General features: G+C 62.9%; 27 protein-coding genes. 23 read left to right on the top strand and 4 right to left on the bottom strand.

All coding sequences use genetic code 11. The annotated features are described in order from the left end of the window. Window positions 1-230: 230 nt before the first annotated feature. The 10 genes from KIH07_RS17050 to KIH07_RS17095 all read left to right on the top strand — a co-directional run bounded on the left by KIH07_RS17050 (window position 231) and on the right by KIH07_RS17095 (window position 7949). Window positions 231-1349 carry an RNA-directed DNA polymerase gene (locus KIH07_RS17050; protein WP_226493107.1) on the top strand — a complete coding sequence of 373 codons (1119 nt, stop codon included), beginning with the start codon at window positions 231-233 and terminating at the stop codon, window positions 1347-1349. Further along, the gene (locus KIH07_RS17055; protein ID WP_226493108.1) at window positions 1346-1855 is read left to right on the top strand and encodes a hypothetical protein; all 510 of its coding nucleotides are present in this window, start codon (window positions 1346-1348) and stop codon (window positions 1853-1855) included. Before KIH07_RS17050 ends, KIH07_RS17055 begins: the two co-directional genes overlap by 4 nt. Beyond that, the gene (locus tag KIH07_RS17060; RefSeq protein WP_226493109.1) at window positions 1852-2112 is read left to right on the top strand and encodes a hypothetical protein; all 261 of its coding nucleotides are present in this window, start codon (window positions 1852-1854) and stop codon (window positions 2110-2112) included. Before KIH07_RS17055 ends, KIH07_RS17060 begins: the two co-directional genes overlap by 4 nt. Next, complete coding sequence (locus tag KIH07_RS17065) at window positions 2109-2375, top strand: DUF4224 domain-containing protein (protein ID WP_226493110.1); 267 nt, start codon at window positions 2109-2111, stop codon at window positions 2373-2375. Before KIH07_RS17060 ends, KIH07_RS17065 begins: the two co-directional genes overlap by 4 nt. Further along, window positions 2372-3199: a DNA adenine methylase gene (locus KIH07_RS17070; protein WP_226493111.1), complete on the top strand. Its 828-nt coding sequence runs from the start codon at window positions 2372-2374 to the stop codon at window positions 3197-3199. Before KIH07_RS17065 ends, KIH07_RS17070 begins: the two co-directional genes overlap by 4 nt. Before the next feature lie 23 nt (window positions 3200-3222). Next, window positions 3223-4362 (top strand): tyrosine-type recombinase/integrase, encoded by a 1140-nt coding sequence (locus KIH07_RS17075; RefSeq protein ID WP_226493112.1) that lies wholly within the window; start codon window positions 3223-3225, stop codon window positions 4360-4362. Beyond that, entirely contained in the window at window positions 4362-4982 is a 621-nt protein-coding gene (locus KIH07_RS17080) for a hypothetical protein (protein WP_226493113.1), read from the top strand. Before KIH07_RS17075 ends, KIH07_RS17080 begins: the two co-directional genes overlap by 1 nt. An 855-nt stretch (window positions 4983-5837) precedes the next feature. Further along, window positions 5838-6002 (top strand): helix-turn-helix transcriptional regulator, encoded by a 165-nt coding sequence (locus KIH07_RS17085; protein WP_226494739.1) that lies wholly within the window; start codon window positions 5838-5840, stop codon window positions 6000-6002. Window positions 6003-6027: 25 nt separating this feature from the next. After that, window positions 6028-6402: a hypothetical protein gene (locus tag KIH07_RS17090; RefSeq protein ID WP_226493114.1), complete on the top strand. Its 375-nt coding sequence runs from the start codon at window positions 6028-6030 to the stop codon at window positions 6400-6402. 536 nt (window positions 6403-6938) lie between these two features. Continuing rightward, entirely contained in the window at window positions 6939-7949 is a 1011-nt protein-coding gene (locus tag KIH07_RS17095) for an HTH-type transcriptional regulator ArgP (protein ID WP_226493115.1), read from the top strand. On the opposite strand, the gene KIH07_RS17100 is transcribed toward KIH07_RS17095, so the two are convergent. Both KIH07_RS17100 and KIH07_RS17105 read right to left on the bottom strand, forming a co-directional pair. Continuing rightward, the gene (locus tag KIH07_RS17100; RefSeq protein ID WP_226493116.1) at window positions 7875-9026 is read right to left on the bottom strand and encodes a hypothetical protein; all 1152 of its coding nucleotides are present in this window, start codon (window positions 9024-9026) and stop codon (window positions 7875-7877) included. The genes KIH07_RS17095 and KIH07_RS17100 overlap by 75 nt on opposite strands. Window positions 9027-9146: 120 nt before the next feature. Beyond that, window positions 9147-10091, bottom strand: a complete 945-nt coding sequence (locus tag KIH07_RS17105; RefSeq protein ID WP_226493117.1) for a fatty acid desaturase family protein — start codon at window positions 10089-10091, stop codon at window positions 9147-9149. 265 nt (window positions 10092-10356) lie between these two features. Here KIH07_RS17105 and KIH07_RS17110 point away from each other — a divergent pair, with 265 nt between their 5' ends. The 4 genes from KIH07_RS17110 (at window position 10357) to KIH07_RS17125 (ending at window position 12579) form a co-directional block, all read left to right on the top strand. Then, window positions 10357-10770 carry an ACT domain-containing protein gene (locus KIH07_RS17110; RefSeq protein ID WP_226493118.1) on the top strand — a complete coding sequence of 138 codons (414 nt, stop codon included), beginning with the start codon at window positions 10357-10359 and terminating at the stop codon, window positions 10768-10770. 200 nt (window positions 10771-10970) lie between these two features. Beyond that, a complete protein-coding gene (locus KIH07_RS17115) occupies window positions 10971-11408 on the top strand; it encodes a hypothetical protein (RefSeq protein WP_226493119.1) in 438 nt (145 codons plus the stop codon). Next, window positions 11383-12165, top strand: a complete 783-nt coding sequence (locus KIH07_RS17120; RefSeq protein ID WP_226493120.1) for a helix-turn-helix transcriptional regulator — start codon at window positions 11383-11385, stop codon at window positions 12163-12165. The genes KIH07_RS17115 and KIH07_RS17120 overlap by 26 nt, the downstream gene beginning before the upstream one ends. 93 nt (window positions 12166-12258) lie before the next feature. Beyond that, window positions 12259-12579, top strand: coding sequence for a hypothetical protein (locus KIH07_RS17125; RefSeq protein ID WP_226493121.1), 321 nt, complete (start codon window positions 12259-12261; stop codon window positions 12577-12579). A gap of 4 nt (window positions 12580-12583) precedes the next feature. Here the strand turns inward: KIH07_RS17125 and KIH07_RS17130 are convergent, their stop codons facing one another. Next, the gene (locus KIH07_RS17130) at window positions 12584-13621 is read right to left on the bottom strand and encodes a LacI family DNA-binding transcriptional regulator (RefSeq protein WP_226493122.1); all 1038 of its coding nucleotides are present in this window, start codon (window positions 13619-13621) and stop codon (window positions 12584-12586) included. A 182-nt stretch (window positions 13622-13803) separates the two neighbouring features. Between KIH07_RS17130 and KIH07_RS17135 the strand changes: the two genes are divergently transcribed. Genes KIH07_RS17135 through KIH07_RS17145 form a run of 3 tightly spaced genes read left to right on the top strand, consistent with a single transcriptional unit; the run spans window position 13804 to window position 16856 of the window. After that, a complete protein-coding gene (locus KIH07_RS17135; protein ID WP_226493123.1) occupies window positions 13804-14706 on the top strand; it encodes a sugar phosphate isomerase/epimerase family protein in 903 nt (300 codons plus the stop codon). Between the two features lie 37 nt (window positions 14707-14743). Further along, window positions 14744-15670 carry a TIM barrel protein gene (locus KIH07_RS17140; protein ID WP_226493124.1) on the top strand — a complete coding sequence of 309 codons (927 nt, stop codon included), beginning with the start codon at window positions 14744-14746 and terminating at the stop codon, window positions 15668-15670. A gap of 22 nt (window positions 15671-15692) precedes the next feature. Beyond that, window positions 15693-16856: a Gfo/Idh/MocA family protein gene (locus tag KIH07_RS17145; protein WP_226493125.1), complete on the top strand. Its 1164-nt coding sequence runs from the start codon at window positions 15693-15695 to the stop codon at window positions 16854-16856. Window positions 16857-16932: 76 nt separating this feature from the next. Here the strand turns inward: KIH07_RS17145 and KIH07_RS25400 are convergent, their stop codons facing one another. After that, a complete protein-coding gene (locus tag KIH07_RS25400) occupies window positions 16933-17064 on the bottom strand; it encodes a hypothetical protein (RefSeq protein WP_264181852.1) in 132 nt (43 codons plus the stop codon). Window positions 17065-18367: 1303 nt separating this feature from the next. Between KIH07_RS25400 and KIH07_RS17150 the strand changes: the two genes are divergently transcribed. The 6 genes from KIH07_RS17150 to KIH07_RS17175 are packed head-to-tail and all read left to right on the top strand — an operon-like array spanning window position 18368 to window position 22592. After that, a complete protein-coding gene (locus KIH07_RS17150) occupies window positions 18368-18526 on the top strand; it encodes a hypothetical protein (RefSeq protein ID WP_226493126.1) in 159 nt (52 codons plus the stop codon). A 10-nt stretch (window positions 18527-18536) separates the two neighbouring features. Continuing rightward, window positions 18537-19013, top strand: a complete 477-nt coding sequence (locus KIH07_RS17155; RefSeq protein ID WP_226493127.1) for a lytic transglycosylase domain-containing protein — start codon at window positions 18537-18539, stop codon at window positions 19011-19013. A 26-nt stretch (window positions 19014-19039) separates the two neighbouring features. Further along, window positions 19040-19321: a TrbC/VirB2 family protein gene (locus KIH07_RS17160; RefSeq protein ID WP_226493128.1), complete on the top strand. Its 282-nt coding sequence runs from the start codon at window positions 19040-19042 to the stop codon at window positions 19319-19321. Between the two features lie 19 nt (window positions 19322-19340). After that, window positions 19341-19673, top strand: coding sequence for a type IV secretion system protein VirB3 (locus KIH07_RS17165; protein WP_226493129.1), 333 nt, complete (start codon window positions 19341-19343; stop codon window positions 19671-19673). Next, entirely contained in the window at window positions 19657-22167 is a 2511-nt protein-coding gene (locus tag KIH07_RS17170) for a VirB4 family type IV secretion/conjugal transfer ATPase (RefSeq protein WP_226493130.1), read from the top strand. The genes KIH07_RS17165 and KIH07_RS17170 overlap by 17 nt, the downstream gene beginning before the upstream one ends. Further along, window positions 22164-22592, top strand: a complete 429-nt coding sequence (locus tag KIH07_RS17175; RefSeq protein WP_226493131.1) for a hypothetical protein — start codon at window positions 22164-22166, stop codon at window positions 22590-22592. Before KIH07_RS17170 ends, KIH07_RS17175 begins: the two co-directional genes overlap by 4 nt. Window positions 22593-22600 lie beyond the last annotated feature (8 nt).

A 22600-nucleotide genomic window follows, 5' to 3' on the forward strand; every position in this document is an offset into this window, starting at 1 on the left:
ATCTGAATCTGGTCGCGCCCCTGGCTCACAAGGCCACGGACATGCACACCACAGACACCGCAGCGCCCGCGCTGGCCCGGTCTGGTGCAATTGCCCCGCTGATCGGCCTGAGCGGCCATCTCCAGAGCGATGCGGATCGCGCGAACCGACGCAGTACTCGGCCAACAACGCCTGGTACCAGAACTTCAACAACGGCAACCAGAACACCAACAACAAGGACTGTGAGTTCCGTGCCGTTCCCGTCCGCAGATTCAGCACCCTATTCATTCGACGGCCTGGTGCAGGCCTACCTCGACTGCCGCCGCCACAAGCGCAACACCTCCAGCGCCCAGCGGTTCGAGGCCCACCTGGAGCGCAACCTGGTGAGCCTGCACGCCGAGCTGTGCAGCGGCCAGTATCGCCCCGGCCGGTCCATCTGTTTCGTGGTCACGCGGCCCAAGGTGCGCGAGGTGTGGGCGGCCGACTTCCGCGACCGCATCGTGCACCACCTGTTGCACAACCACATTGCGCCGCGCTTCATTGCCCGGTTCGACGCCGGCAGCAGCGCCTGCATTCCGGGGCGCGGCACGCTGTACGCGGCCGAGCGCGTGGAGGCCGGCGTGCGCTCGGTCTCGCACAACTGGAGCCGGCCAGCGTGGTACCTCAAGATGGACCTGGCCAACTTCTTCGTTGCGATCGACAAGCGCGTGCTGCTGCGCCAGATCGCCCGCCACGTGCCTGAGCCCGAATGGTTCAGCCTGGCCGAGACCATCCTCATGCACGACCCGCGCACCGACGTGGACGTGCGCGGCAGCGCCCAGCTGCTCGCCCGGGTGCCGGCGCACAAGAGCCTGTTCAACGCGCCGGCCGACACGGGCTTGCCCATCGGCAACCTATCAAGCCAGTTTTTCGCCAACGTGCACCTGAACGACCTTGACAAGTTCGTGAAGCACCAGGTGCGCGCGCGGTACTACACCCGCTACGTCGACGACTTCGTTCTGATCCACGAAAGCCCGCAGTGGCTCAACGCTGCCCGCGAGCGCATTGAGGCCTGGTTGCCCGAGCGGCTGGGCGCGCACGTGAACCCGCGCAAGACCATCCTGCAGCCCGTGGAACGCGGCGTGGACATGGTGGGCCACGTCATCAAACCGTGGCGGCGCATCACCCGCCGCCGCACCCTGCACCAGGCCCTACAGCGGCTCGACGCCACCCCGGCCGAGCAGTTGCACCAGTCCGGCAACAGCTACCTCGGCCTCGTGCGCCAGGCCACCCACAGCCACCACGACCAGGCACTGATCGCGCGCCTGCTGCTCGACCGCGGGCATGCGGTAGCTGGCGATCTCACCAAGATTTTCAGGAAGGCAGTATGACCCGCAAGACCACCCCCTACGGCCGCCGCCTGGCCCGCTTGCGCGCTGCAGGCGTCAGCGAGAAGCGCGACGGCATCACCACGGCCCGCATGCACAACACGCGGCTGACCCCCGCCGAGGTTGAGCGCATCCTCGCGCCCTGCCACAGGGCGGTCAAGGCCTTCCAGACCGGCCTCGCCAGCCATGCGCAGTGGGTCGTGCTGTGCACCGCCGGGCACGTGGCCGAGGCCATTGAAGACGGCGGCGTTATTCGTGGCCAGCGCGAGATCATCGAAGAGGCCACCGCCATGCTCGACGCCATTGGCGAGCGCGCAGGCCGCAGCGCCGGGGCCTGGAAGCCAATCACCCTGCACGGCCCGGAGATCACCGCCCTCGCCGACCTCGTGGCCGCCCACAGCCGCCAGGTGCGCGAGCTGACCTACGGCGAATACACCCGCGCCGCCGACAAGGCCGTGGCCCGCGTGGCCACCGACGGCGGGCAGGTGTTTCGCATGGAGCCCGCATGAACCCCACCCTGATCATCGAACTCACGGCCGCAGCCTTCGGCGTGCTCGGCACCGTGCTGCTCGCCCTCAACGGCCCGCGCGCCGGCTGGGGGTTTGTGGCCTTCCTGGCCAGCAACGCCGGCTGGATCGCCTTCGCGTGGATACACGCGCACTGGGCACTGCTCGCGCAGCAGCTGGCTTTCACGGTGAGCAGCTTGCTGGGGGTCTGGGTGTGGCTGGTGAAGCCGCTGCTTGATGACCTGGAGGCTGCATCGTGACCACCCGCCCCGACCTCACCGACGCCGAGGTGGACGATCTCTGCTCGGGCCTGCGGCAGAACGCCGCCAAGGCGCGCTACCTGCGCGAGCTGGGCCTGACCGTCAACACCCGGCCCAACGGCCGCCCGCTGGTGATGCGCGCCCACGCCGAGCAGGTGCTCGCTGGCCAGCGACCTGCCCCGGCCGCCAACGACACCGACACACCCAGGCCCACGCCCAACCGCGCGGCGCTGATTCAGCTTTACAGCCGGAGGACGGCGTGACAAAAGCCATTGCTCGCCCAGTCGTGCGCTACCACGGCGGCAAGTGGAAGCTGGCCCCGTGGATCGTCAGCAACCTGCCGCCGCATCGCTTGTATGTCGAACCCTTTGGCGGCGGCGCGTCAGTGCTGCTGAGAAAGCCACGGTCCTATGCCGAGGTCTACAACGACCTCGACGGAGAAATCGTCAACCTCTTTCGCATGGTCCGCGACAAGGGCGAGCTGCTGGCGCAGGCCTGCGAGCTGACCCCATTCGCCCGCAGCGAATTTGAGGGCGCCTACGACCCGGCAGGCGACCCCATCGAGCAAGCGCGGAGAACCCTGGTGCGCGCATACATGGGCTTTGGATCCGCTGGCGCCAGCGGTCAATCCACCGGCTTCCGCGCCAACTCCAGCCGGTCAGGCACCACGCCGGCGCACGACTGGATGAACTACCCCGACCACCTGCGCAACAACGTGCAGCGGCTGCGCGGCGTGGTCATTGAAAACCGCAACGCCATCACCGTGATGCAAACCCATGACAGCGACCAGACCCTGCACTACGTGGACCCGCCGTATGTCCACAGCACGCGCAACCTGCGCACCAGGGCCCCCGCCTACAAGCACGAACTCAGCAACGCAGACCACGAAACGCTGGCCAGCGCCCTGAAAGAACTGCAGGGAATGGTGGTGGTCAGCGGCTACCGCTGCGACCTCTACGACCACCTCTTCAACGGCTGGCAACGCATCGACCAGGCCGCCCATGCTGATGGAGCGAAAGATCGAATCGAAAGCCTGTGGCTGTCCCCACGCTGCCCGCAGCAAGGGCTCTTTCTTCAGGCCGCATAACACCACAACCGAGACCCGCTACCATGCCACCCATGGGCCGCCGCCGCAAAGACACCGCCTCAGACCTTGAGCCCAGGGTCTACCTGCGCTCGGGCGCCTACTACTACGTGCACCGCACCGGCAAGTGGGAAGGCCTGGGCAAAGACAAGGCCGCGGCGAACGAGAAGGCGCGCCTGTTCAACGACCCTGCCGGGCTGCAGGGCACGCTGGTGCACTGGCTTGACCTGTTCCTGGTGCACTGCGAGGCCCGTGTGAAGGCCGGCAGCATGGCCCAGCGCACACTCGACGACTACACCCAGGCCATACGGGGCACGCCCGACCGCGAGGCCAAGGGCAAGCGCACGGCCACCGAGGGCAAGGCCGGCCCGCTGCGCGTGTTTTTCGCGCCGCCCATCACCCCGCTGGACGTGACGCCGGCCATGGTGAACGAATACCTTGAGATCGGCGCGCAGATGGGCCGCCCCGTGCCCGCCAACCGCGAGAAGGCGGCGCTCTCCAGCTGCTTCGGCTGGCTGTGCCGCAACAGCAAGGTGCCGGGCCTGCTGATCAACCCATGCCTGCGCGCCTCGGGCATCCAGCGCAACCGCGAGACCAGCCGCGAGCGCTATGTGACGCACGAGGAATACCGCGCCGTGTGGGCCGAGGCGCACCTGAGCACGCGGCTGCTGATGGAGATCACCTACCGCACCCTGCAGCGGCCAGAGAGCGACGTGATCCACTGGGACACCACCGTGCTCAGCCGCAACGCCGCCGGCAAGCGCGTGCTCAAGTTCAAGCAATGCAAGACCGGAAAAGTGATGATGATCGAGGTCGACGACCAGCTCGAGGCGCTGATCCAGCAGAGCCTGGGAGACGTGCGCTCGCTGCGCCAACCACTGGTGCGCAACCGCGACGGCCACGCCTACACCTACGACGGCATCAGCGCCAACCTCAAGAAAGCCATCTCCCGCGCCAACGCCAAGCGCAAGGCCGCTGGCCAAGCGACCATCCCCAGCTTCGGGTTCAGGGACCTGAAGGGCAAGGGCGCCACCGACATGTGGCTCGCCGGCGTGCCGCTGGAAGAGATCCAGGCCCTGTGCGGCCACGGCGACAAGACCACCACCGAGATCTACGTCAAAGCGCGCTGGCGCGAGACTGTGACGCCCAACCGGGTGGCGATGTAATGGTGGACCGCAGCAGGTACTGGCCCAAGAAGCAAGATCATTCTGCTGATGTTGACTTGCCAAAGGGCGTATTTCGCAAGGGGTTGCAGCTCTACCACGTGACCCAAGACGCGCAGACAAAGCGCCAGATCTGGACGAAGCTAGGGCCCACCTGGAACGGAACAGCACAGGGCAAGTGGAGAGCGAGCATCCTCAGGCACAACTCTGCTGGACACGTCAAGCGCACGCTCTACGTCGATGACACAGGCCCGGTGGCTCTGCCAGCACTCAAAGATCTACTCGCCAACGCCCGCAAGAATGCGCGGGCTCGTGGGCTGGAGATCACCATCACCTTAGACGACATCCTGGCGCTCGCAGAGCTTTCTCAGGGTAGGTGCATGCTGACCGGAATCAGCTTTGAGCACGGCGCGGCCACGAGCCTGGCAGACATCAGTTCACGCCGAAAGCGCGTCTGGGCACCCAGCCTGGACCGGATCGAAAGCTCCAAGGGCTACGTGCCAGGAAACGTGCGGCTGGTCTGCATGGCAGTCAATGCGGCCCTGCAGGAGTTCGGTGATGCCGTTTTGCTGCGCATTGCCAAGGCCCTTGTGGAGCGCCATGGTATTTCCAATATCCAGTAGTTTCGAGACCTGAAACTGCCTCAATTAGGGCGCTGGATTGACAGTTTTTCGGGAACCATATGCGATAAATGAAAACTATAATTCAGGCTTTGTGCGGTTTCCAAGGCCTTTGTTCTGTCGGACTGTTAATCCGCAGGTCCCTGGTTCGAGTCCAGGTCGGGGAGCCAAGTAAATCAAGAGTCAGCAGGTTAGCGCCTGCTGACTCTTTTGCTTTCTGGATGGCTCGTGTCCGACACGTGTCCGAAAATCTTCGCGGACCGAGGCATGTGTCCGGAACACAACACACCACAGGACGGCAAGTTGTCTCCCGACTCAAAGTCGATGGACAGGCATCAACGCACGACTCTGCAGCAGTTCACCAGAGCGCGGAGTCCTTAAGATTTCGACCCTCACTTTGCAAACGCCGCGAGTGAAACCAGCGGGCAGAAAGTGCAGCTACCGCCACCAGCAGCGCGAGACCCAGCACTTCTGCAGCGGACAAGCTCCGTCCCAGGACGCCTTCTATTGCCTCGTGTAGGGCGAATATCAGCACAAGCACCACCACACCAGACACCGCGTACCGCAGCGGTCGGTGCTTGGTTTTTCTGGCATTCAAGAACAAGGTCCGCATGGGTTAGTGACACCACCAAGGCATCACATTTGACTCGAAGCAGTTGATTATGATGCCCGCCCGCGGAGCCCAGTCACCTGCGGTCGGCCACTCCTGAGCACGATTTGGATGTGAATCCAGCAGATAACCCGCGCCCTTATATGCCTACAGTGAAGTCATGGCCGCAAATGGAGGATGCCGTGCAGCACACAATCCCCGAGTCGTCATCGGATCACTCCGATCAGGTTTCGCCCGTCTTTTTGCGGATGCACGCCGTTGTACGGATCACGGGTCTTGGTCGCTCGACGATCTACCGTCTGATCGCCAACCAGCGGTTCCCAAACCCTGTGCGCCTGGGGCCTCGTGCGGTGGCCTGGCGACGCACCGAGATCGATGAGTGGAGCGAGGCTCGTCCAACCGCCACACATTGAAGGTCGTGAACGTATCGGACGCATCATGGACTTGATTCACGAGCCGAACACCGTGCAATGGAGAGTCGGCGACCTGGTCATCCACGATTCGGATGTCAAAAGAGCAGACATGCTCATGATCGTGCTCGGGCAAGAGCGCTCAGGTGTCTTCCGCACTCGATATGCGTTTCCCTGGGCGCAACCCCGCCCCTGGCGGCGCAAGATCTGGCGAAACAGCATTGAATGGCTTCACGACCCTGCTCGATTCGGGATCACTGTTGCTCGCCTGGCACCAACCTCAAGAGAGAGCCTTGATGGCAACGCCCACCAGGATCAGAGCGAGTGTGACACCACCCCAGCGCCAAGTGGTGAACCAATACCGGTGGTTGTTCCAAATCGCCCGCTGCAGGCGGATGAATGACGCCGCCAAAGCCGCAACAGACGCCACGATCCCGAAGACACCCAGTGGCTCCGGAGATATGTAAACCAGCAGGAAGACCATTGCTGGCCACACAACGGCATCAAAGGCCGCAAGCCCTCTTCTGCCCATCCATTGCGGGGCATCTTGTCTGGGTTCCCGAGCTACCAATAGCCACATCGCGTGCCTCCATTGCGCATGCGATATAGGTTGCCACACCGTGTCAGCCGATTCATTCCACATGGCAACCGCGTGTAAGTTTTGTGTTTGTGCAGATGATCGCGACTCAACGTCATAGCGCTTCAATCCCCTCTTTGATAAGGCACTCAACCGAGAGCACGCGGATGACAGAGTAAGGCTTATCTTCTCAAGACCGGCTGATTTCGAAAAGAAACACCGCCAAACGAAGCCCAGCATCGGATACGGCTCGTAACCTTTTCAATGTACGAACAACGCAAAAAACATCGACAGATATCCTGGCACACCCATTAAATGGTGCAGGTTGGCAACGCAGTCAGCCAGCACACCGGGAGAGCCCCATGCTGGATCGCGATCAGTTGGAAACATTTGCGGTGGTGATTGAACAGCAAAGCTTCGACAAAGCGGCCGCTGTGTTGAGCATCACAAGGGGTGCGGTCTCCCAGCGTATCAAGGCGTTGGAGGAATCGCTGTCCACGGTCCTCGTACTCCGTGAACGACCCGTCTCACCCACCCCTGCCGGCGAAGTGCTTTTGCGTCACGTGAAGGCAATGAGGGTAATGGAAGGCTCCGCGTTGCGGGAACTGTTCCCCAGTCCAAAGCCCCACGCACCGATCCCTATGTCGATCGCTGTCAATGCGGACTCATTGGCCACTTGGTTTCCGGAGGTGTTGAAGGAGATTTTATTGAGTCAATTGGTGGCCTTAGAGGTGATTGCCGATGACCAAGACCACACCTCTCAGTTGCTGTCTCGCGGGGAAGTCATCGGCTGCATTTCAACCAGTGTAAAAGCAGCCGAAGGATTTGTCGCGGATTGCCTGGGTGCGATGGAATACCGTTGTTACTCGACACCTGAATTTTCTCGGAATGCCTTTCCGGATGGACTGACTGTCCCATCTGTTTTGGCTGCACCGGCAGTGCTGTTCAATCGGAAGGACTCCCTACACGACGAATTTCTGAAAGGTCTGTTCGGGTTTTCGATTGATCGGTATTCCAAGCATTTCTTGCCATCGCCCATCGCCCTTCTGGAAGGAGTGGCCATGGGTGCGGGCTACGGACTGATACCCAGTACCCAAGCCGGGCCGCTGATGGACAGTGGCCGCCTCATCGATTTGTGCCCGGAAGAAGCCGTCGTGGTAGACCTGTACTGGCACCACTGGGAGCTCGAACCACCACTGGCCCACGACATCACGGCTTTGATCATCAAGGTGGCCCATCGGGCGCTTTTGCCTGCCAGCGTGAGCGCACAGGCGCCGGAGGTGCCTTCACTCGCGGTGTCAACGCCCCGACTTCGTGACACGATTTCCTCCGTGACAGTTCAACAAGCGGAGGCCGAACGCCACGCAGGTTGATATCAACAATCCGAGAACCAGCGACAGCGTGTCAGCCCGTCCGTCCAAAAGACCGAACCAGCCCATGACATAGATAAAGCCTGACACCGCAAGGCCGGCGGCCATGGTGGTACGGGCTTGCTCTGGGGGCAGCATGATGTTGGCCAGAAGGGCCACGAAGCAAACGCCAACGCTAGCAAGGTAGATGACGTTGACCGACACCATGGTTTCAACGATGCCTTGTTCCCGAATGGCAAGCATCGCCCCTAGAAACAGCGCCATCAAAGATGCCATCCAAGGCTGACTCACCCATTGCACTGGCAGAGAGGCTGCAAGTGCAGAGCCCATCGCGCGCAGGATGGCGGCACCAGATCCAAGAGCCGCCAGGGAGAGCGCCAACAGCATGCCGGCGCCCAGCCCATCTGCTACTGTGCCCGCCACTTTGGACAAAGCCCACGGAATGACCTGCTTTCCATCAGGCATGTCCGACAGCGCACCCGACGTCTCCATGGCCAAGACCAAGGCCGAAGGTAAAAACCCGATCAAGAGCAGAGCGAGCCCTGCCAATACACAACCCATGACCGCGCTTCGTGCGCTTCGGCCAGACATCATCAGGAACTGGTGGTAGCCGGCTCCCGTGACGACCAGCAGACACACAGACAAAGAAATGGTCAAGAACTGGGTCGGTCCGAAGGTGTCCAGATCAGCCAAGAAGGTGGGTACAGCCAACGTGTAAACCGCCAGTCCGTCGAACGAAAACAGGGCATAGATCAACACCAGCCCGCTGGCCAGGAGACAGGCAGAGAAAACCCCAGAAGCCACCCGCAAGTCCATCCGCGAGGCAACAAAGATCAGGCTCAAGACCACCAGCAGCCCGTAAGGATCGGCCAGTCCCAGCAGGCGTGCTACAGCCACCCCTCCGTGGATCTGTGCAGCCAACACACCCGCCATCCAGACCAAGGAGAGGAAAGCGACCCACCCGCGCAGATGCGCTCCATACTCTTTGCCAAACAGGTCCCATACCGACAGCCCCGATGACCACAACGGCCGGGGCAACCACCGCAAGTGCCGGCATGCCGAAGTCAGTGGCGATGCCATAGATACTGCCAGCCATGCCGTGCGTCAAAGTCAACTCGCCGGTCTCGAACAGAAAACCGATTCCATAGCTGGCCGATACCAACAGTGCCGCAATCTGCAGGCTGTTCAGCGCGCGCTCCATCACGCCACCGCCTTGCTCTGCCATTCGGCTGTCACTGCAGCGCGTGCCGAGAAGTAGCTTCGACACTGATGTGATCGCTCCTTGAACATGGGCAGACTGCGCAACAACTCGTGCGCCTCGGGCAAGCGGTAGTAAGGCACAGCGGGCAGCAGGTGGTGGGTCAGGTGGTAGCCGTTGTTGCGCGGATGAATGATCCAGCGCCAGGGGCCGTGACAAACCATGTCACGGGTGAAGCCGAACACGCCACCCGGGAGCAAGCCAAAGTGGTCGCACATCTCGCGACAGGTGGTGATGCAATGGAACAGCGTTGCACGAGCGGCCAGCCACAGGCACAGGAAAATCCACGCGACGTCTATGCCGGCCAGGACCGCTGTCAGCCCAATGAAGCACGCCCACCAGCCAACGATGTACAGCTTGCTCACCACCCGCACTTCCGGGGAAAGCATGTGGCCACTAACCGAGCCCACCCAGTTGCTCCAGTGGAAGACACACCGCTGGTAGCTGACGATCCAGTGAGCGGGCAGTGGCCCGTTTCTGGGGATCAGGTCTGGATCGCCCTGCGTTCGACCCAATTCCAGGTGGTGCTGAAAGTGCGTCTCCCGGTACTGGGTCAGGCTCGCGAACAGCAAGGGCGCGACCAAGAGCCTGGTGATCAGATCGTTTCGTCGCTTGTCTCGCCAGATATTGCGATGACCCGCGTCGTGCAGGATGTTGCCCAATGCACGCTGCCGATTCGAGATCACCACCACGGACACTGGCGCCATCCACGGGCTCAGCCACACGACGGTAGCAACCGCCATCGCGATGAGCAGCCAATCGAACGCGATGTCCCACAACACGCGTGTGGGGTGCAACTTGAAGAGCTCGCTATACGGGCTGCCTTGCTGGCGCAGCTGCTCGCGAAGCTCGGCCATGTCCATGAGGACTTCGGAAGTCGGTGCCATGGGGACACTCCTTCACATGAGGCTTTGCCGTGTCGTGCCCGGCGGCGAAAGCGGTCTATGGCAAAGGCTGTTCCGGGCTGCGCCAGACGGTAGCAGGACGTGCCGCACCAGCGACAAGGTTTAGGAACTTTGGCCCGCCGTCAAATCCGCTAAACCACGCTGGTCTTGGGTCTTTATGAGCACTTGTGCACATACAACAAGAACGCCGCACACCCATAATCGACTTCGAAAGTTCACATCGTTGCCCTGAGCAGGAGACCATCAGATGAGCGGTGAAAAAAACCAGATTCGGCTGCAGCAGATGATGGCCCCCGACCTTCGGCCAGAGACTTACGTCTACTGCACGTTCCCCGACCAGCGACTCCCCATTGGCCTGGATCCCATCTGCACTTTCAGGGAAGCGGAAGGATTGACGGCCATCGTGGAGCAGTCGCAAGCAGTGCGCGCCAACGTGAAGCACATCTTCGAAGCAAAGCTCATCACTCTTACGGTGCACTCGTCCTTGGAAGCCATCGGCTTCCTGGCCATGATTTCCACACACTTGGCCAAAGCCGGTATTCCCTGCAATGCAGTGGCGGCCTACCATCACGATCATCTGTTCATCCCTGTGGACCGTGCAGACGACGCGTTTTCCCTGCTGGAATCACTCAGTCAAAGTAGCCCGCACGCTGTGGCCTGATGGACCGATCGCACCGATGCGGGTGCGTTTAGCCCGACTGAACCCGCTGCAGATTTGGTCATCCTTTCTGGATTTCCTTTGACACTGCGCAGCGCGCCTGTCTACCCTACTCCCCAATCCATCTGCTGAGATGTGATGCGCGGATCGCGCGGCTTCAGGGCTGCGCGGCCTATCGGTCAACCCGACCTGTAGGAGCAGGGATGAACAGCCTCCAACATCCGGTGGTAGCACAACCAACGCGTGCGGTGTCCAAGCGACCAAGCGGCAGGCGCCGCCTTGATCCCATCGATGAGCCCGCGCGTCCGTTGGGAGCCAAGCGCGCGGCACTGCTGGCACAGCGTACGCTGCAGCCAACGCAGAGGGCGAGGAAAAAGAAGGAGTGCTCGGCCACTGGCGAAGTTCGTCTGGCGAGCAACAACGACGCGGTGACGCTCGTGCTGCGCCGTACGGCACACGGCCTTCTGATTGAGCGGACACAACGCCAGGTCGTCGGTATGCGTCTGGTACAGGCGCTGATGTTTACTGACCAGAAAAGTTTTGACTACTGGTGCGACTTCGAGCCTCTGCGTTTCGAGGATGGTCTGCTGTTCGGAAAACTGGTGCGAGAAGGCCATGCAGCACTTGCTTGCCAAGGCTGAAGATCTCAGCACTTCACGGCTTGCCCAGGCCGATCGTCAGGATGCACACGTCCTCCACCTGCTGCCACAGATCGGAGAAGCCAGATCAACAGGCGAAGTGATCGCCTTGCTCCATGAAATTGTGATTGCCCTGGGTGCAGAGGCCGGTGTTTTCCTGAGTTGCCTGCGGGATGACGCAACCCGGTCTTCCATGCGATCTCTCTGGGCATGTGATCCCGCATGGGCAGCGGACTACGCGAGCCATCGATGGTTTGAGTGTGACCCTTGGTTGCGGCGGGCATCGGAAGATGCCGAGCCGTTTCGGTCCAGCGATCTGAAGATCAAAACCTCAGAAGATCAAGCGTTCATCGAATCGGCTGCAGCGCGCGGCTTCGCCTCAGCATTGATCGCACCCGCTCCCAGTCTTGTAGGCCAGTCAAGGGTGGGGGTGCTTTACCTTGGCTCCCAGACCGTCGCCATCCTTGAAGGTGCTCGGTTCAGCCATGTCCGCGTATTGGCGCGCGCCCTCGCCATGGAGCTGCATCACTGGGTCATGAAAGCCATGCGCGAGGAGCTACTTCAAGGCTCCAACCTGACCGAAGCCGACTTGAACCTGCTTAGTCATGAAGCGGCAGGTCATAGCAGCAAGGTCATCGGGTCAGCGCTGAACCTGGAGGCCAAGACCATCGACTGCCGATTCCAGCGCCTCAATGCCAAACTGGGTGTTCCGGACAGGCGGACTGCAGTCCGAATCGCCCGCCTGTATGGGCTTCTGTAATGCCTCAGCCCGAGGCAACTCAACGCCCTTTCTTCCTACAACGCGCTGCGCGAGCAGTGGACCCATGAGGACAACCTGATCAACCACCGGTTGATGTGGTTGATCCTCTCGCAAGGTCTGCTGTTCACCGCCTACGGCACGCTCAACGTCGACCAGCACCGCTGGCTGGTGAAGGGGTTTCCGTTGTTCGGCATGGCGGTGTCGGCGGTCATCGGCATCAGCATCTACGCCGCGCTCGACGCCTCACACGTCATCGAGCGCGCCTACCGGGCCGCCGGTCTGGACCGGCTGTGCCAGCTCACGCCGCACGGCGCCGGCAACCGCAGCAACTGGGCCGCCAAAGCGCTGCCCTTTGTCTTCGGCACCTTGTGGCTGCTGGCGGCCACGGGCTTCATCCAGCAGGCGTCGGTCTGAGCCCTCACATGTTGGCGGGCGTGCAGACCACAAACGGCAGTGCCGCCTGAAGTTTGGTGCCACCGGGCGGTGTGCGCACCGCCGACACCATGGCCTCACACAGGCGCACCGCCATCCAGTCATAAGGGTGTGACAGCAGCAGCGTGACACAGCCGTCGAGAACGGCCTGCCGCGTCACCTCGGTCAGGTCGTGGCAGACCACCACCAGATCAGGCCGCGCCGCCTCTCGCAGCGCCTCGATCACGCCTTCGACCCCGCCCCCGGCGACGTAGACGCCCACCAGATCCGGGTGCAGGTGCAGCAACTCCTGCGTGGTGGCCCGCGCCAGGCCCACGTCTTCGAGGCTGACCAGCGATTCGAGCACCTGAAAGGCCGGCGCGCTCTCGCGCAGCCAGGAACGGAAGCTGACCTCGCATTGCTCCTGGCACAGGTAGCGGTGGCTGCCCAGGATCAGCCCCACTTTGCCGGGACGGCACAGGCGGGCCATGGTCCAGGCCGCGGTGTGGCCCACCTTGCGGTTGTCCACGCCCACATAGCCCGCCAGCGAAGGCGCCGTCAGGTCCGACACCAGGGCAAACACCGGCACGCCCTGCGCGCTCACCGACTCCACCGCCTGGGAGATCTGCGGGTGGTCGGCGGCCACCACGGCGACCGCGTCACAGGACTGCCCCAACTCGACGATGCCCTGGGCCACGCGGCGTGGCGTCAGGTCTTCCAGGTAGGACAACACCACCTTGGGCGACGGCGCTGGCATGGCCTGCGCGGCGGCCTGCAGGGCGGCGCCCAGCGTCCGGTAGAAGGGCGAACGCGCGCTCTGCAGCACGAAACCCAGCGTGGGTGCGCGCGTCTGCTCGCCGGCTCGGCGGCGGATCAGACCGGCGCGACGAAAACCCAGCGCTTCGGCCGCGGCCAGCACGCGCAGCACCGTGTCTTCGCGCACCGGGGCACGCCGGTTGATGACCCGGTCCACCGTGGCCACGCCCACACCGGCTTGACGGGCCACATCGGCCATGGTCGGTTCGCTGCTTTTGTCTCTACCCATGATAGTTCTATCAGATCTTCAATGAAGCGGTGATGTGCCTGATAGCTGAATCGACCTCTGCATTGCATTTCACCTATGTGAAATCAACAATCCACGCCTGCTCCTGATGCTGCCGAGGCCCCATGCAAAAGGCAAACAGACTATCAGGGCAATGATAAATGGACAGCCACAGGAGACACACCATGAAGATTGCCCTCGACCCGTACATGATCCGGCACCTGCCGCTGACCGAGCTGCCGTCGGCGGTGGCCGCGCTGGGCTACGACCAGATCGAACTCTCGCCCCGCTCGGACTTCCTGGACTGGTGGGTCATGCCGCGTGCGACCAAGGAGCGCATGGCCGGCTTCAAGGCTGCGATGCGTTCGGCCGGCGTCGGCCTGGCCACGCTGCAACCCATGTACCGCTGGGCCAGTCCGTTCGAGGACGAGCGAACCTGGGCCATGCGCTGCTGGAAGAAGGCGATCGAAGTGGCTGTCGAGATGGACTGCCAGCTGATGATTTCCGAGTTTGGCCGCGGCTCGTCACCAGAGCGGTCCGTCGGCGAGCGCCCTGGCGCCAACGCCAAAGAAATGTGCGAAGCGGCGTGGTTCCGCAGCATGGACGAGCTGCTGCCCATCTTCGAGCGCGAAGGCCTCACCTTGTCGGTGGAGCCGCACCCCGAAGACTGGATCGAGCAGATGCAGCCGGCGGCCGACATCGTCAAGAACATCGGCTCCAAGGCGCTGAAGCTGTCCTACATCGCGCCGCACACCTTCTATTACGGCGACGACATGGCCGCCATGATCCGCGAGGCCGCGCCCGTGCTGGCCCACGTGCGCGTGGCCGACACCTTCAACCACAAGAAAAGCAGCCAGCTGCGCTACATCGTCAACCCGCCGGGCTCCACGCAGATCCGCGTGCACCAGCACCTGGACATGGGCCAGGGCGAGATCGACTGGGACGTCTTCTTCGGCACCCTGGCTGAAGTGAAGTTCGACGGCGTGCTCTCGTCCTGCGTGTTCGCCTGGGAAGACCGCGCCGACGAGTCCAGCCGCTTCATGCGCACCGAGATGCAGCGCCTCCTCGACCAGTACGCACAGCGCTGAGCACGTTTTCCATTCTTCTATTTTCACTACCCAAACCATGAGCATCCACATCATGAGCGCGCCCTGCTGCTGGGGCGTCGACGACGTCAAGAACCCGCACCTGCCCCACTGGACCAGTGTGCTGAGCGAGGCCAGCCAGGCTGGCTACCAGGGCCTCGAACTCGGCCCCTACGGCTACATGCCGCTGGACATTGCCACCGTGTCGACCGAGCTGGACAAGAACGGTCTGCGCATCGTCGCCGGCACCATCTTCGATGACCTGGTGGCGCCAGCCAACGGACCCAACCTGCTGCGCCAGACGCATGAAATCTGCGCACTGATCCGCCAGTTGCCCCAACTGCCCACCGAAGAAGGCCAGCGCTTCGCCGCACCCTACCTGGTGGTGATGGACTGGGGCCACGACGAACGCGACTACGCCGCCGGCCACAGCGACCGGGCACCGCGCCTGTCGCCAGAACAATGGCAGACGATGGTCGGCCACATCCGCGCCATCGCCGAACTGTCGTGGAACACCTACGGCATCCGCACCGTGATCCACCCGCACGCGGGCGGCTACATCGAGTTCGCCGACGAGATCGACCAGATCATGGCCGACATCCCGCACGAGGTGGCCGGCCTGTGCATCGACACCGGCCACAGCTACTACGCGGGCATGGACCCCTCCACCTGGCTGCGCAGGTACGCGCACCGCATCGACTATGTGCACTTCAAGGACATTGACCGCGCGGCGTTCGACGCGGTGCTGGCCAAGCGCATCCGCTTCTTCGAAGCCTGCGCCGAGGGCGTGATGTGCCCGATCGGCCAGGGCTCTCTGGACTACGACGGTATCCGCCAGGCGCTGGCCGACATCGGCTACCAGGGCTACATCACGGTCGAGCAGGAACGCGATCCGCGCAACAAGGGCTCGGTCATGAACGACGTCAAGGCCAGCCGCGACTTTCTCAAAAGCGTCGGATTTCACTGAACACACACGGAGCACACACACCATGATCAACGGAGAAAACCTCGTTCCTGCATCCATCCCCTGGGGCATGGTCGGCGGCGGGCGCCAGAGCCAGATCGGCTACATCCACCGCTCGGCAGCGCTGCGCGACGGCGTGTTCAAGCTGGTGGCCGGCGCCTTCGACATCGACGCCCAGCGCGGCCGCGATTTCGGTACCGCCATCGGCGTGGACGCCGAGCGATGCTATGCAGACTACAAGGCGATGTTCGCGGCCGAAGCCCAACGCCCGGACGGCATCCGAGCCGTGTCCATCGCCACCCCCAACGGCACGCACTTCGCCATCAGCAAAGCCGCGCTCGAAGCCGGCCTGCACGTGGTGTGCGAGAAGCCGCTGTGTTTCACCACGGCCGAGGCCGAGGAGCTGCGCGCGCTGGCCGCTGCCCACAAGAAGATCGTCGGCGTGACCTACGGCTACGCCGGCCACCAGCTGGTCGAGCAGGCGCGCGAGATGATCGCGGCCGGCGAACTGGGCGAGATCCGCATCGTGCAGATGCAGTTCGCCCACGGCTTCCACAACGAAGCGGTGGAAGCCGCCAACCCCGCGACCAAGTGGCGCGTGGACCCGAAGATGGCCGGTCCCAGCTATGTACTGGGCGACATCGGCACGCACCCGCTGTACCTTAGCGAAGTGATGCTGCCGCAGCTGAAGATCAAGCGCCTGATGTGTTCGCGCCAGAGCTTCGTGAAGAGCCGCGCGCCGCTGGAAGACAACGCCTTCACGATCATGGAGTACGACACCGGCGCCGTGGGCTATGTGTGGTCCTGCGCGGTCAACGCGGGTTCCATGCACGGCCAGAAGGTGCGCGTGATCGGCAGCAAGGCCAGTATCGAGTGGTGGGACGAACGCCCCAACCAGATGACGTTCGAAGTGCAGGGCAAGCCCCTGCAGGTGCTGGAGCGCGGCATGGGCTATCTGCATCCAGACGCCCTGGCGGACGACCGCATCGGCGGCGGTCACCCCGAGGGTCTGTTCGAAGCCTGGTCCAACCTGTATGTGCGCTACGCACAGGCCATGGTGGCGAGCGACCGGGGAGAAGCCATCGATGTCCACTACCCCGGCATCGAAGCCGGCATCGAAGGCGTGCGCTGGGTCGAAAACTGCGTGCGTTCGGCCGATGCGGGCGCGACATGGGTGGACTACGTCTGAAACGCTTTAGAAGCCCGGAAGGTCACAGACGCAAACAAGCGTCTGTGACCTTCGAACCCAGTCAGGCGGCGACCTGCTACTCGATCCAGCCGATGCTCTCGGTCAGGGCAGCCTGCGGGTCGGCCAGTTCCTGCACTTCAGTGGCAAACGGCTCGAAGCTGTACGGACCGTTGTAGCCAGCGGCCTTGAGCTCACGGATCTGCGCCACGTTGCCCTGGCGCTGACGCCGGTATGCGAGCTCGCAGTGGCCAAGCCAATTTGCAGGGCATCGACAACCAGGCCGCCGCTAGAGGCACGTGCTCATCCTGTCGAGCCGGCGCGACTACCTGGGCCACATCGAATACAGCGGCGCTTGCCGCGATGTGCTGGCCGTGCGGCTCCACAACTGTGCTGCGATGTAGACGTGACCGAAACCTACGGCGACCCAAAGCGCTGTTACCTTGCACTCAAAAAGGCACTGTAGGACGGGAGCGACATGGTCGGCCTATAGAACGGAGACAGGCTCCACCGGCATCCAGGCCGACAAGCCTGAGACTTTCTTCTTGCAGGGTTACACCGACTAGCAGCTGGAGATCGAGCACTTCTTCAGCTGTCTGCAGTCGAGCAAGACCTCCAAGACCACGGTGCAGGACTCAGTGCCGGCGCAAAAGCTGGCCGATGCGGCAACGTGGAGTGCAACCGACGGCCACACATTAGCCCTATACCCCCCCGCAGCTTCAAATGAGCGACGCTGGGACCAAGGCCGCGATCGGCGAAGGCTGTGGAGGGTGGACCTCTTGTTGCGTTCGAAGACGACGTCCGCATTGGATAGCGGATTCAATTGGGCGATACCCAAACTACAGACCTCGCACACACGCCATTTTGCGAGCCGCACCGGTCGACGCAACCGACAGCTGCTTTGTGATGATCAGGGAGCCACCACTTATCAGCATCGGCTGTCGGAAGCTGCTGCTCAACCTCAGTTCAGTAGTAGTCCCTACATGCTGGAAAACAGCCTAAATCCAGCATCACACATACCCCATCCAAAACCTACATTGACCCCACAGCACCCGGTGTGTTGGTAGCGACAACCAACACCAAGTGGTGCCAGATAAGTGAGGTTCGTCATGGGCATTCTTTCGTCAAGGACCAGTCCGGCGCACGGAGCCACTGAGTCCAAGCAATCGCGGCACCAAATGGGGCACCTGCTCTCATACGGGTCCGCCACGGCGATCGCTCTGCTCACGACTGCACTGCAGGCGCCAGCCCCCCCAAACGCAGCGGACGGCTGTCTGGCCCTGCTTTGTTTCGCCGCTCCGAGCGGGAGGTCCACTCCGCAGTGCGTGCCGCCGATTCGGGAGGTGTTGCACGATCTGGCTCGGGGCAAGGCCTTCCCAAGCTGCGGAATTTCCGGGGCAGGCAGTTCAGTCACCCACAAATGGGCACGGGCACTGGGCAACTGCCCACCCCAATACACGCGAGTTCATGAGACAGAGAGAGGCAAGCTCTACAGGTGTGACTACAACGGCGTTGTGACGGTCACCATCGACGGCAAGCAGTTCACACGCTCCCGGTGGGACATGGGCGGCGACACAGTGACGGATTTCAGTCCGGCGGTCAAGTCCCAGCTCGGCACCTGGGATACGCGGTACGACGATGAACAGGAGGAATGGCTGCGTTCGCGCCCATGAGGTCAGCACCATGGACGCCTCAACCTTCCTTGCGCTTGTCATGGCTTGCGCGCCCCAGGTCCATCCGACCACAGCCCATGCGCTGATCTCGGTGGAAAGCGCCTTCAATCCTTGGGCCATCGGCGTCGTCGGTGGCGCTCTGCATCGGCAACCCAATAGCCGGGCAGAAGCGCTGGCAACCGCACAGCATCTGATCGCCAAGGGACGCAATTTCAGCGTCGGTCTGGGCCAGATCAACGTGGGCAACTTTGAGCGGCTGGGCCTCACCACTCAAAGCGCATTCGATCCCTGCCGGAACCTGTCGGCCATGCAGTCTGTACTGGCGGAGTGCTTCGACCGGGCTGTGTCGCCGCAAGCCAAGGCCACCCGCCAGGACGCCCTGCGCCACGCCCTGTCTTGCTACTACAGCGGCAACTTCTCCACCGGCTTTCGGCACGGCTATGTGCAAAAGGTCGTCTACGCAGCAAACGCCGTTCCCTTCCCCTGATTCACCCCGTCGTCCAAGGAGCCATCATGAACTGCCTTCATCGCCTGTCTCGCCCGTCTCGCGCCCTGTGGCTGTTGCTGCTCTCGCCCCAGTTGTGGGCGCAGGGTTTCGACAAGGTCAACACCACGGTCACCAACGTGCAGGCCATCCTGGTCACGATTTCCGTGGCGGTGGTGACCATCGCGATCATCTGGGCCGGCTTCAAGATGATCTTCCAGGGCGCGCGCCTGGCCGACGTGGCCAATGTGCTCATCGGCGGCACGCTGGTGGGCGGCGCGGCGGCCTTCGCCAGCTACATCGTCAGCTGAAGCCCACGAGAACGCAGCCATGCAAGCCGAAGCGATCTACAAGGGCGCGACGCGCCCGGCCATGAAGCTGGGCATCCCACTGGTGCCGCTGGTTGTGGTGTTCGGAAGCGGGATGCTGCTGATCATGTGGGGCGGCATCCTTGTGAGTGGCTGGATTGCGCTCGGCGTGCTGGTGTCCTTCGTGCCCGTGCTGTTCTGGATGCGCTGGGTGACCTCTCGCGACGATCAGCGCTTCCGGCAGATTTTCATTGCGGCAAAGCTGCGTTGGAATGACCGCAACCGGCGGTTCTGGCTCGCGCGCAGCTATTCACCCACCCTATACCGGGGAGCGTCCGATGTCTGGCATCTTTGATCGCCTCGGCAAGGCTTCGGGCCGCAAGCGCCACCGGCCTGCACCGGGGCAGCCTCAGCCTCGGCACTGGTCGCAAGCCCTGGTCGAGAACCCGCTCTCGCGCTTCGTGCCCTTGTCATCGCTATTGAGCGACCACGACGTGATCACACGCGGCGGTGACTTCCTGCGGGTGTGGCGGCTCGACGGCGTGGCCTTTGAGTGCGCCGACGATCACCTGATCAACGAACGGCACGAAGCCCTGTGCAGCCTGCTGCGCAACCTGTCGGGTGGCCAGTGGGCGATCTGGACCCATCGCCTGCACCGCAAGATTCAGGATGCTTTGAGCGACCCGGTTGGAGAAGGCTTTGCCAAAGACCTCTCGCAGGCCTATCAGGCGCACCTGAACCAGCGGGCCATGATGAGCAACGAGCTCTACCTGACGCTGGTCTACCGGCCCAACATCTCCCGGGTCAGCCGGGCGTTGCAGTCGCCTCATCGCTCCAAGGCAGCCATTGCGGAAAGCCACGCGGATGCCCTGCGCGTGATGGAGGAGCGGACCGCGTTCGTGCACCGTGTGCTGCGCGGCTTCGGCCCCCAACTGCTGGGCGTTCGGGAACAGCGTGGGCGCCGGTATTCGGAAGTGGCCGAGTTTCTGGGCTACCTGGTCAACGGCTACTGGAAGCAGGTACCTCAGGCCGCTGGGCCGCTGTATCGCACCCTGCCCTCAACCCGCCTGTCCTTTGGTGGCGACAAGCTGGAACTTCGCTATGGGGACCAGCGCCGCTGCGCCGCACTTGTGGACATTAAGGAATACGCCGACGCCGTCGAGCCCGGCATCCTGAACGCCTTGCTGTACGAACACAGCGAGTTCATCGAAACCCAGAGCTTCTCCATACTGCCGCGCCGGGAGGCCACCCGGGCGCTGGAGCTGCAGCGTGACCAGCTGATCGCCAGCGACGACGTGGTGGCCAGCCAGATCGCCAACATGGACGAGGCTTTGAACGAGCTGGGCGACGGCCAGTTCTGCATGGGCGAGTACCACTACAGCCTGGTCGTGTTCGGCAACCCGGGTGAGGACAGTCTGGCCGATGCCGGCCGGCGCGCGGCGCAGGCCATTGGCGCCGTGGGCGAATCGTCCAGCCTGCAGATGTCGCCGGTGGACCTGGTGGCCGATGCCGCCTGGTTCGCCCAGATGCCGGGCAACTGGCAATGGCGGCCGCGCGACGCCAAGCTGTCCTCTCGCGCCTTCGCGGCCCTGGCCAGCGGGCACAACTTCGCCAGAGGCAAACGCGACGGAAATCCTTGGGGCGAAGCGCTGGCCTTGCTGAGAACACCCTCCGGCCAGCCGTTCTACCTGAACTTCCACAGCAGCCCCGACGGTGAAGACTCTGCGGACAAGAAGCTGCCCGGCAACACGATCATCATTGGATCCACCGGGGTAGGCAAGACGACGCTGGAAATGTTCCTGCTGACGCTGACCCGCAAGTGGAGCCCGGCGCCCCGCCTGGTGCTGTTCGATCTGGACCGGGGTTGCGAGATTGCCATCCGGGCCATGAACGGCCGCTACTTCACGCTCGAAGCGGGCAAGCCCACACACCTGAACCCGCTGCAGCGCGACCCGACTCCGGCCCGCATCCAGTTCTGGGAACAGCTGGTGCGCACCTGCATCGCCACCCCTGCCCTGCCCTTGCTGCCGTCGGACGAGCGGGCCATTGCCAACGCGGTCAACACAGTGGCGATGATGCCCACCGCCCTGCGCCGCTTCTCCACCATCCGCCAGAACCTGCCGAAGTCCGGTGACAACAGCCTGTACGAACGACTGGGCCGCTGGTGCGAGGGCGGCGCGCTGGGCTGGGTGTTCGATCAGGCCAATGACCAGCTGTTGAACCTGGACAGCGCGTCGGTCATTGCCTTCGACACCACCGAGTTTCTGGATCTGCCCGAAGTCCGCACGCCGGTCATGCTGTACCTGCTGCAGGTGATGGAAGAGCTGGTCAACGGCGAGCGGCTGATTTACGTGATATCCGAGTTCTGGAAGGCACTGGACCACGAGATCTTCAGCGACTTTGCCAAACAGAAGCAAAAGACCATCCGCAAGCAGAACGGACTGGGCATCTTCGACACCCAGAGCCCATCGGACGTGCTGCGCCACCCCATCGGCCGCACGATGGTGGAACAGAGCGTCACCAAGATCTTCCTGGCCAACCCGGAAGCCGTGCGTGAGGAGTACGTGGAGGGCTTTGGGCTCAGCGAAGCGGAATTCGGCATCGTGCGCAGCCTGGGCGCACAGGGCGGCCGTCGCTTCCTGGTCAAGCAGGGACACAGCAGTGCCATCTGCGAGCTGGACCTGAGCGGTTTGCAGGACTACGTGACGGTGCTCTCGGCCACCACCGACAACGTGGTCCTGCTGGACACCGTTCGCGAACAACACGGTAACGATCCGTTGCTGTGGCTTCCAGTGCTGTTGCGTGAGGTTCAGGATCGCAAATCCCGCAATTCCAGGAGAGCGACATGAACCGGTTTCAACCCCTGCACATCCTGCTGGCCCTCGCCTTGGCCAGCGGCGGTGCCCATGCCCAGTTCGTCAAAGGCAATGAAGCGGTCAAGACCACGCCCAGTGGTGAACGACAGGTCGAAACCGCGCCACTTCCCAGCGCTGGCCCCATTCGCAAGACCAAGCCCTGCATGGCTGCATCCGGCTGCCACGCTGGCCCCTGGCACATGGTCGAGACCCGCGCCGGCCTGATGGAGTGCACCGAGGTCTATGCACGTGAAGGCACCTGCCGAGCCTCCAGTTACGGCAGCACCAAGCTCTCGCGCCTGTGGGTGGTGAAGGCCGGTAGCCAGTGGCTGCAATGCCAGCTGCCCGATCTGGGCAGCAAGTGCGTCAAGGTCTTTGCGCCGCCTCCGGCCAACCTCCCTTTCCCCGCCGTGCAGTAGGAGGCACC

The sequence above is a fragment of the Hydrogenophaga taeniospiralis genome (genome assembly GCF_020510445.1).
Taxonomy (GTDB): Bacteria; Pseudomonadota; Gammaproteobacteria; order Burkholderiales; family Burkholderiaceae_C; genus Hydrogenophaga.

What these genes read in the sequence shown, in the direction of transcription:
- KIH07_RS17095 (WP_226493115.1), top strand. Translation starts at nt 6,939, where the DNA reads ATGCTGGATCGCGATCAGTTGGAAACATTTGCGGTGGTGATTGAACAG.
- KIH07_RS17135 (WP_226493123.1), top strand. Translation starts at nt 13,804, where the DNA reads ATGAAGATTGCCCTCGACCCGTACATGATCCGGCACCTGCCGCTGACC.
- KIH07_RS17075 (WP_226493112.1), top strand. Translation starts at nt 3,223, where the DNA reads ATGCCACCCATGGGCCGCCGCCGCAAAGACACCGCCTCAGACCTTGAG.
- KIH07_RS17145 (WP_226493125.1), top strand. Translation starts at nt 15,693, where the DNA reads ATGATCAACGGAGAAAACCTCGTTCCTGCATCCATCCCCTGGGGCATG.
- KIH07_RS17085 (WP_226494739.1), top strand. Translation starts at nt 5,838, where the DNA reads ATGCACGCCGTTGTACGGATCACGGGTCTTGGTCGCTCGACGATCTAC.
- KIH07_RS17130 (WP_226493122.1), bottom strand. Translation starts at nt 13,621, where the DNA reads ATGGGTAGAGACAAAAGCAGCGAACCGACCATGGCCGATGTGGCCCGT.
- KIH07_RS17080 (WP_226493113.1), top strand. Translation starts at nt 4,362, where the DNA reads ATGGTGGACCGCAGCAGGTACTGGCCCAAGAAGCAAGATCATTCTGCT.
- KIH07_RS17125 (WP_226493121.1), top strand. Translation starts at nt 12,259, where the DNA reads ATGTGGTTGATCCTCTCGCAAGGTCTGCTGTTCACCGCCTACGGCACG.
- KIH07_RS17060 (WP_226493109.1), top strand. Translation starts at nt 1,852, where the DNA reads ATGAACCCCACCCTGATCATCGAACTCACGGCCGCAGCCTTCGGCGTG.
- KIH07_RS17110 (WP_226493118.1), top strand. Translation starts at nt 10,357, where the DNA reads ATGAGCGGTGAAAAAAACCAGATTCGGCTGCAGCAGATGATGGCCCCC.
- KIH07_RS17090 (WP_226493114.1), top strand. Translation starts at nt 6,028, where the DNA reads ATGGACTTGATTCACGAGCCGAACACCGTGCAATGGAGAGTCGGCGAC.
- KIH07_RS17165 (WP_226493129.1), top strand. Translation starts at nt 19,341, where the DNA reads ATGCAAGCCGAAGCGATCTACAAGGGCGCGACGCGCCCGGCCATGAAG.
- KIH07_RS17175 (WP_226493131.1), top strand. Translation starts at nt 22,164, where the DNA reads ATGAACCGGTTTCAACCCCTGCACATCCTGCTGGCCCTCGCCTTGGCC.
- KIH07_RS17160 (WP_226493128.1), top strand. Translation starts at nt 19,040, where the DNA reads ATGAACTGCCTTCATCGCCTGTCTCGCCCGTCTCGCGCCCTGTGGCTG.
- KIH07_RS17140 (WP_226493124.1), top strand. Translation starts at nt 14,744, where the DNA reads ATGAGCATCCACATCATGAGCGCGCCCTGCTGCTGGGGCGTCGACGAC.
- KIH07_RS17120 (WP_226493120.1), top strand. Translation starts at nt 11,383, where the DNA reads ATGCAGCACTTGCTTGCCAAGGCTGAAGATCTCAGCACTTCACGGCTT.
- KIH07_RS17155 (WP_226493127.1), top strand. Translation starts at nt 18,537, where the DNA reads ATGGACGCCTCAACCTTCCTTGCGCTTGTCATGGCTTGCGCGCCCCAG.
- KIH07_RS17100 (WP_226493116.1), bottom strand. Translation starts at nt 9,026, where the DNA reads ATGGCATCGCCACTGACTTCGGCATGCCGGCACTTGCGGTGGTTGCCC.
- KIH07_RS17115 (WP_226493119.1), top strand. Translation starts at nt 10,971, where the DNA reads ATGAACAGCCTCCAACATCCGGTGGTAGCACAACCAACGCGTGCGGTG.
- KIH07_RS17055 (WP_226493108.1), top strand. Translation starts at nt 1,346, where the DNA reads ATGACCCGCAAGACCACCCCCTACGGCCGCCGCCTGGCCCGCTTGCGC.
- KIH07_RS17170 (WP_226493130.1), top strand. Translation starts at nt 19,657, where the DNA reads ATGTCTGGCATCTTTGATCGCCTCGGCAAGGCTTCGGGCCGCAAGCGC.
- KIH07_RS17105 (WP_226493117.1), bottom strand. Translation starts at nt 10,091, where the DNA reads ATGGCACCGACTTCCGAAGTCCTCATGGACATGGCCGAGCTTCGCGAG.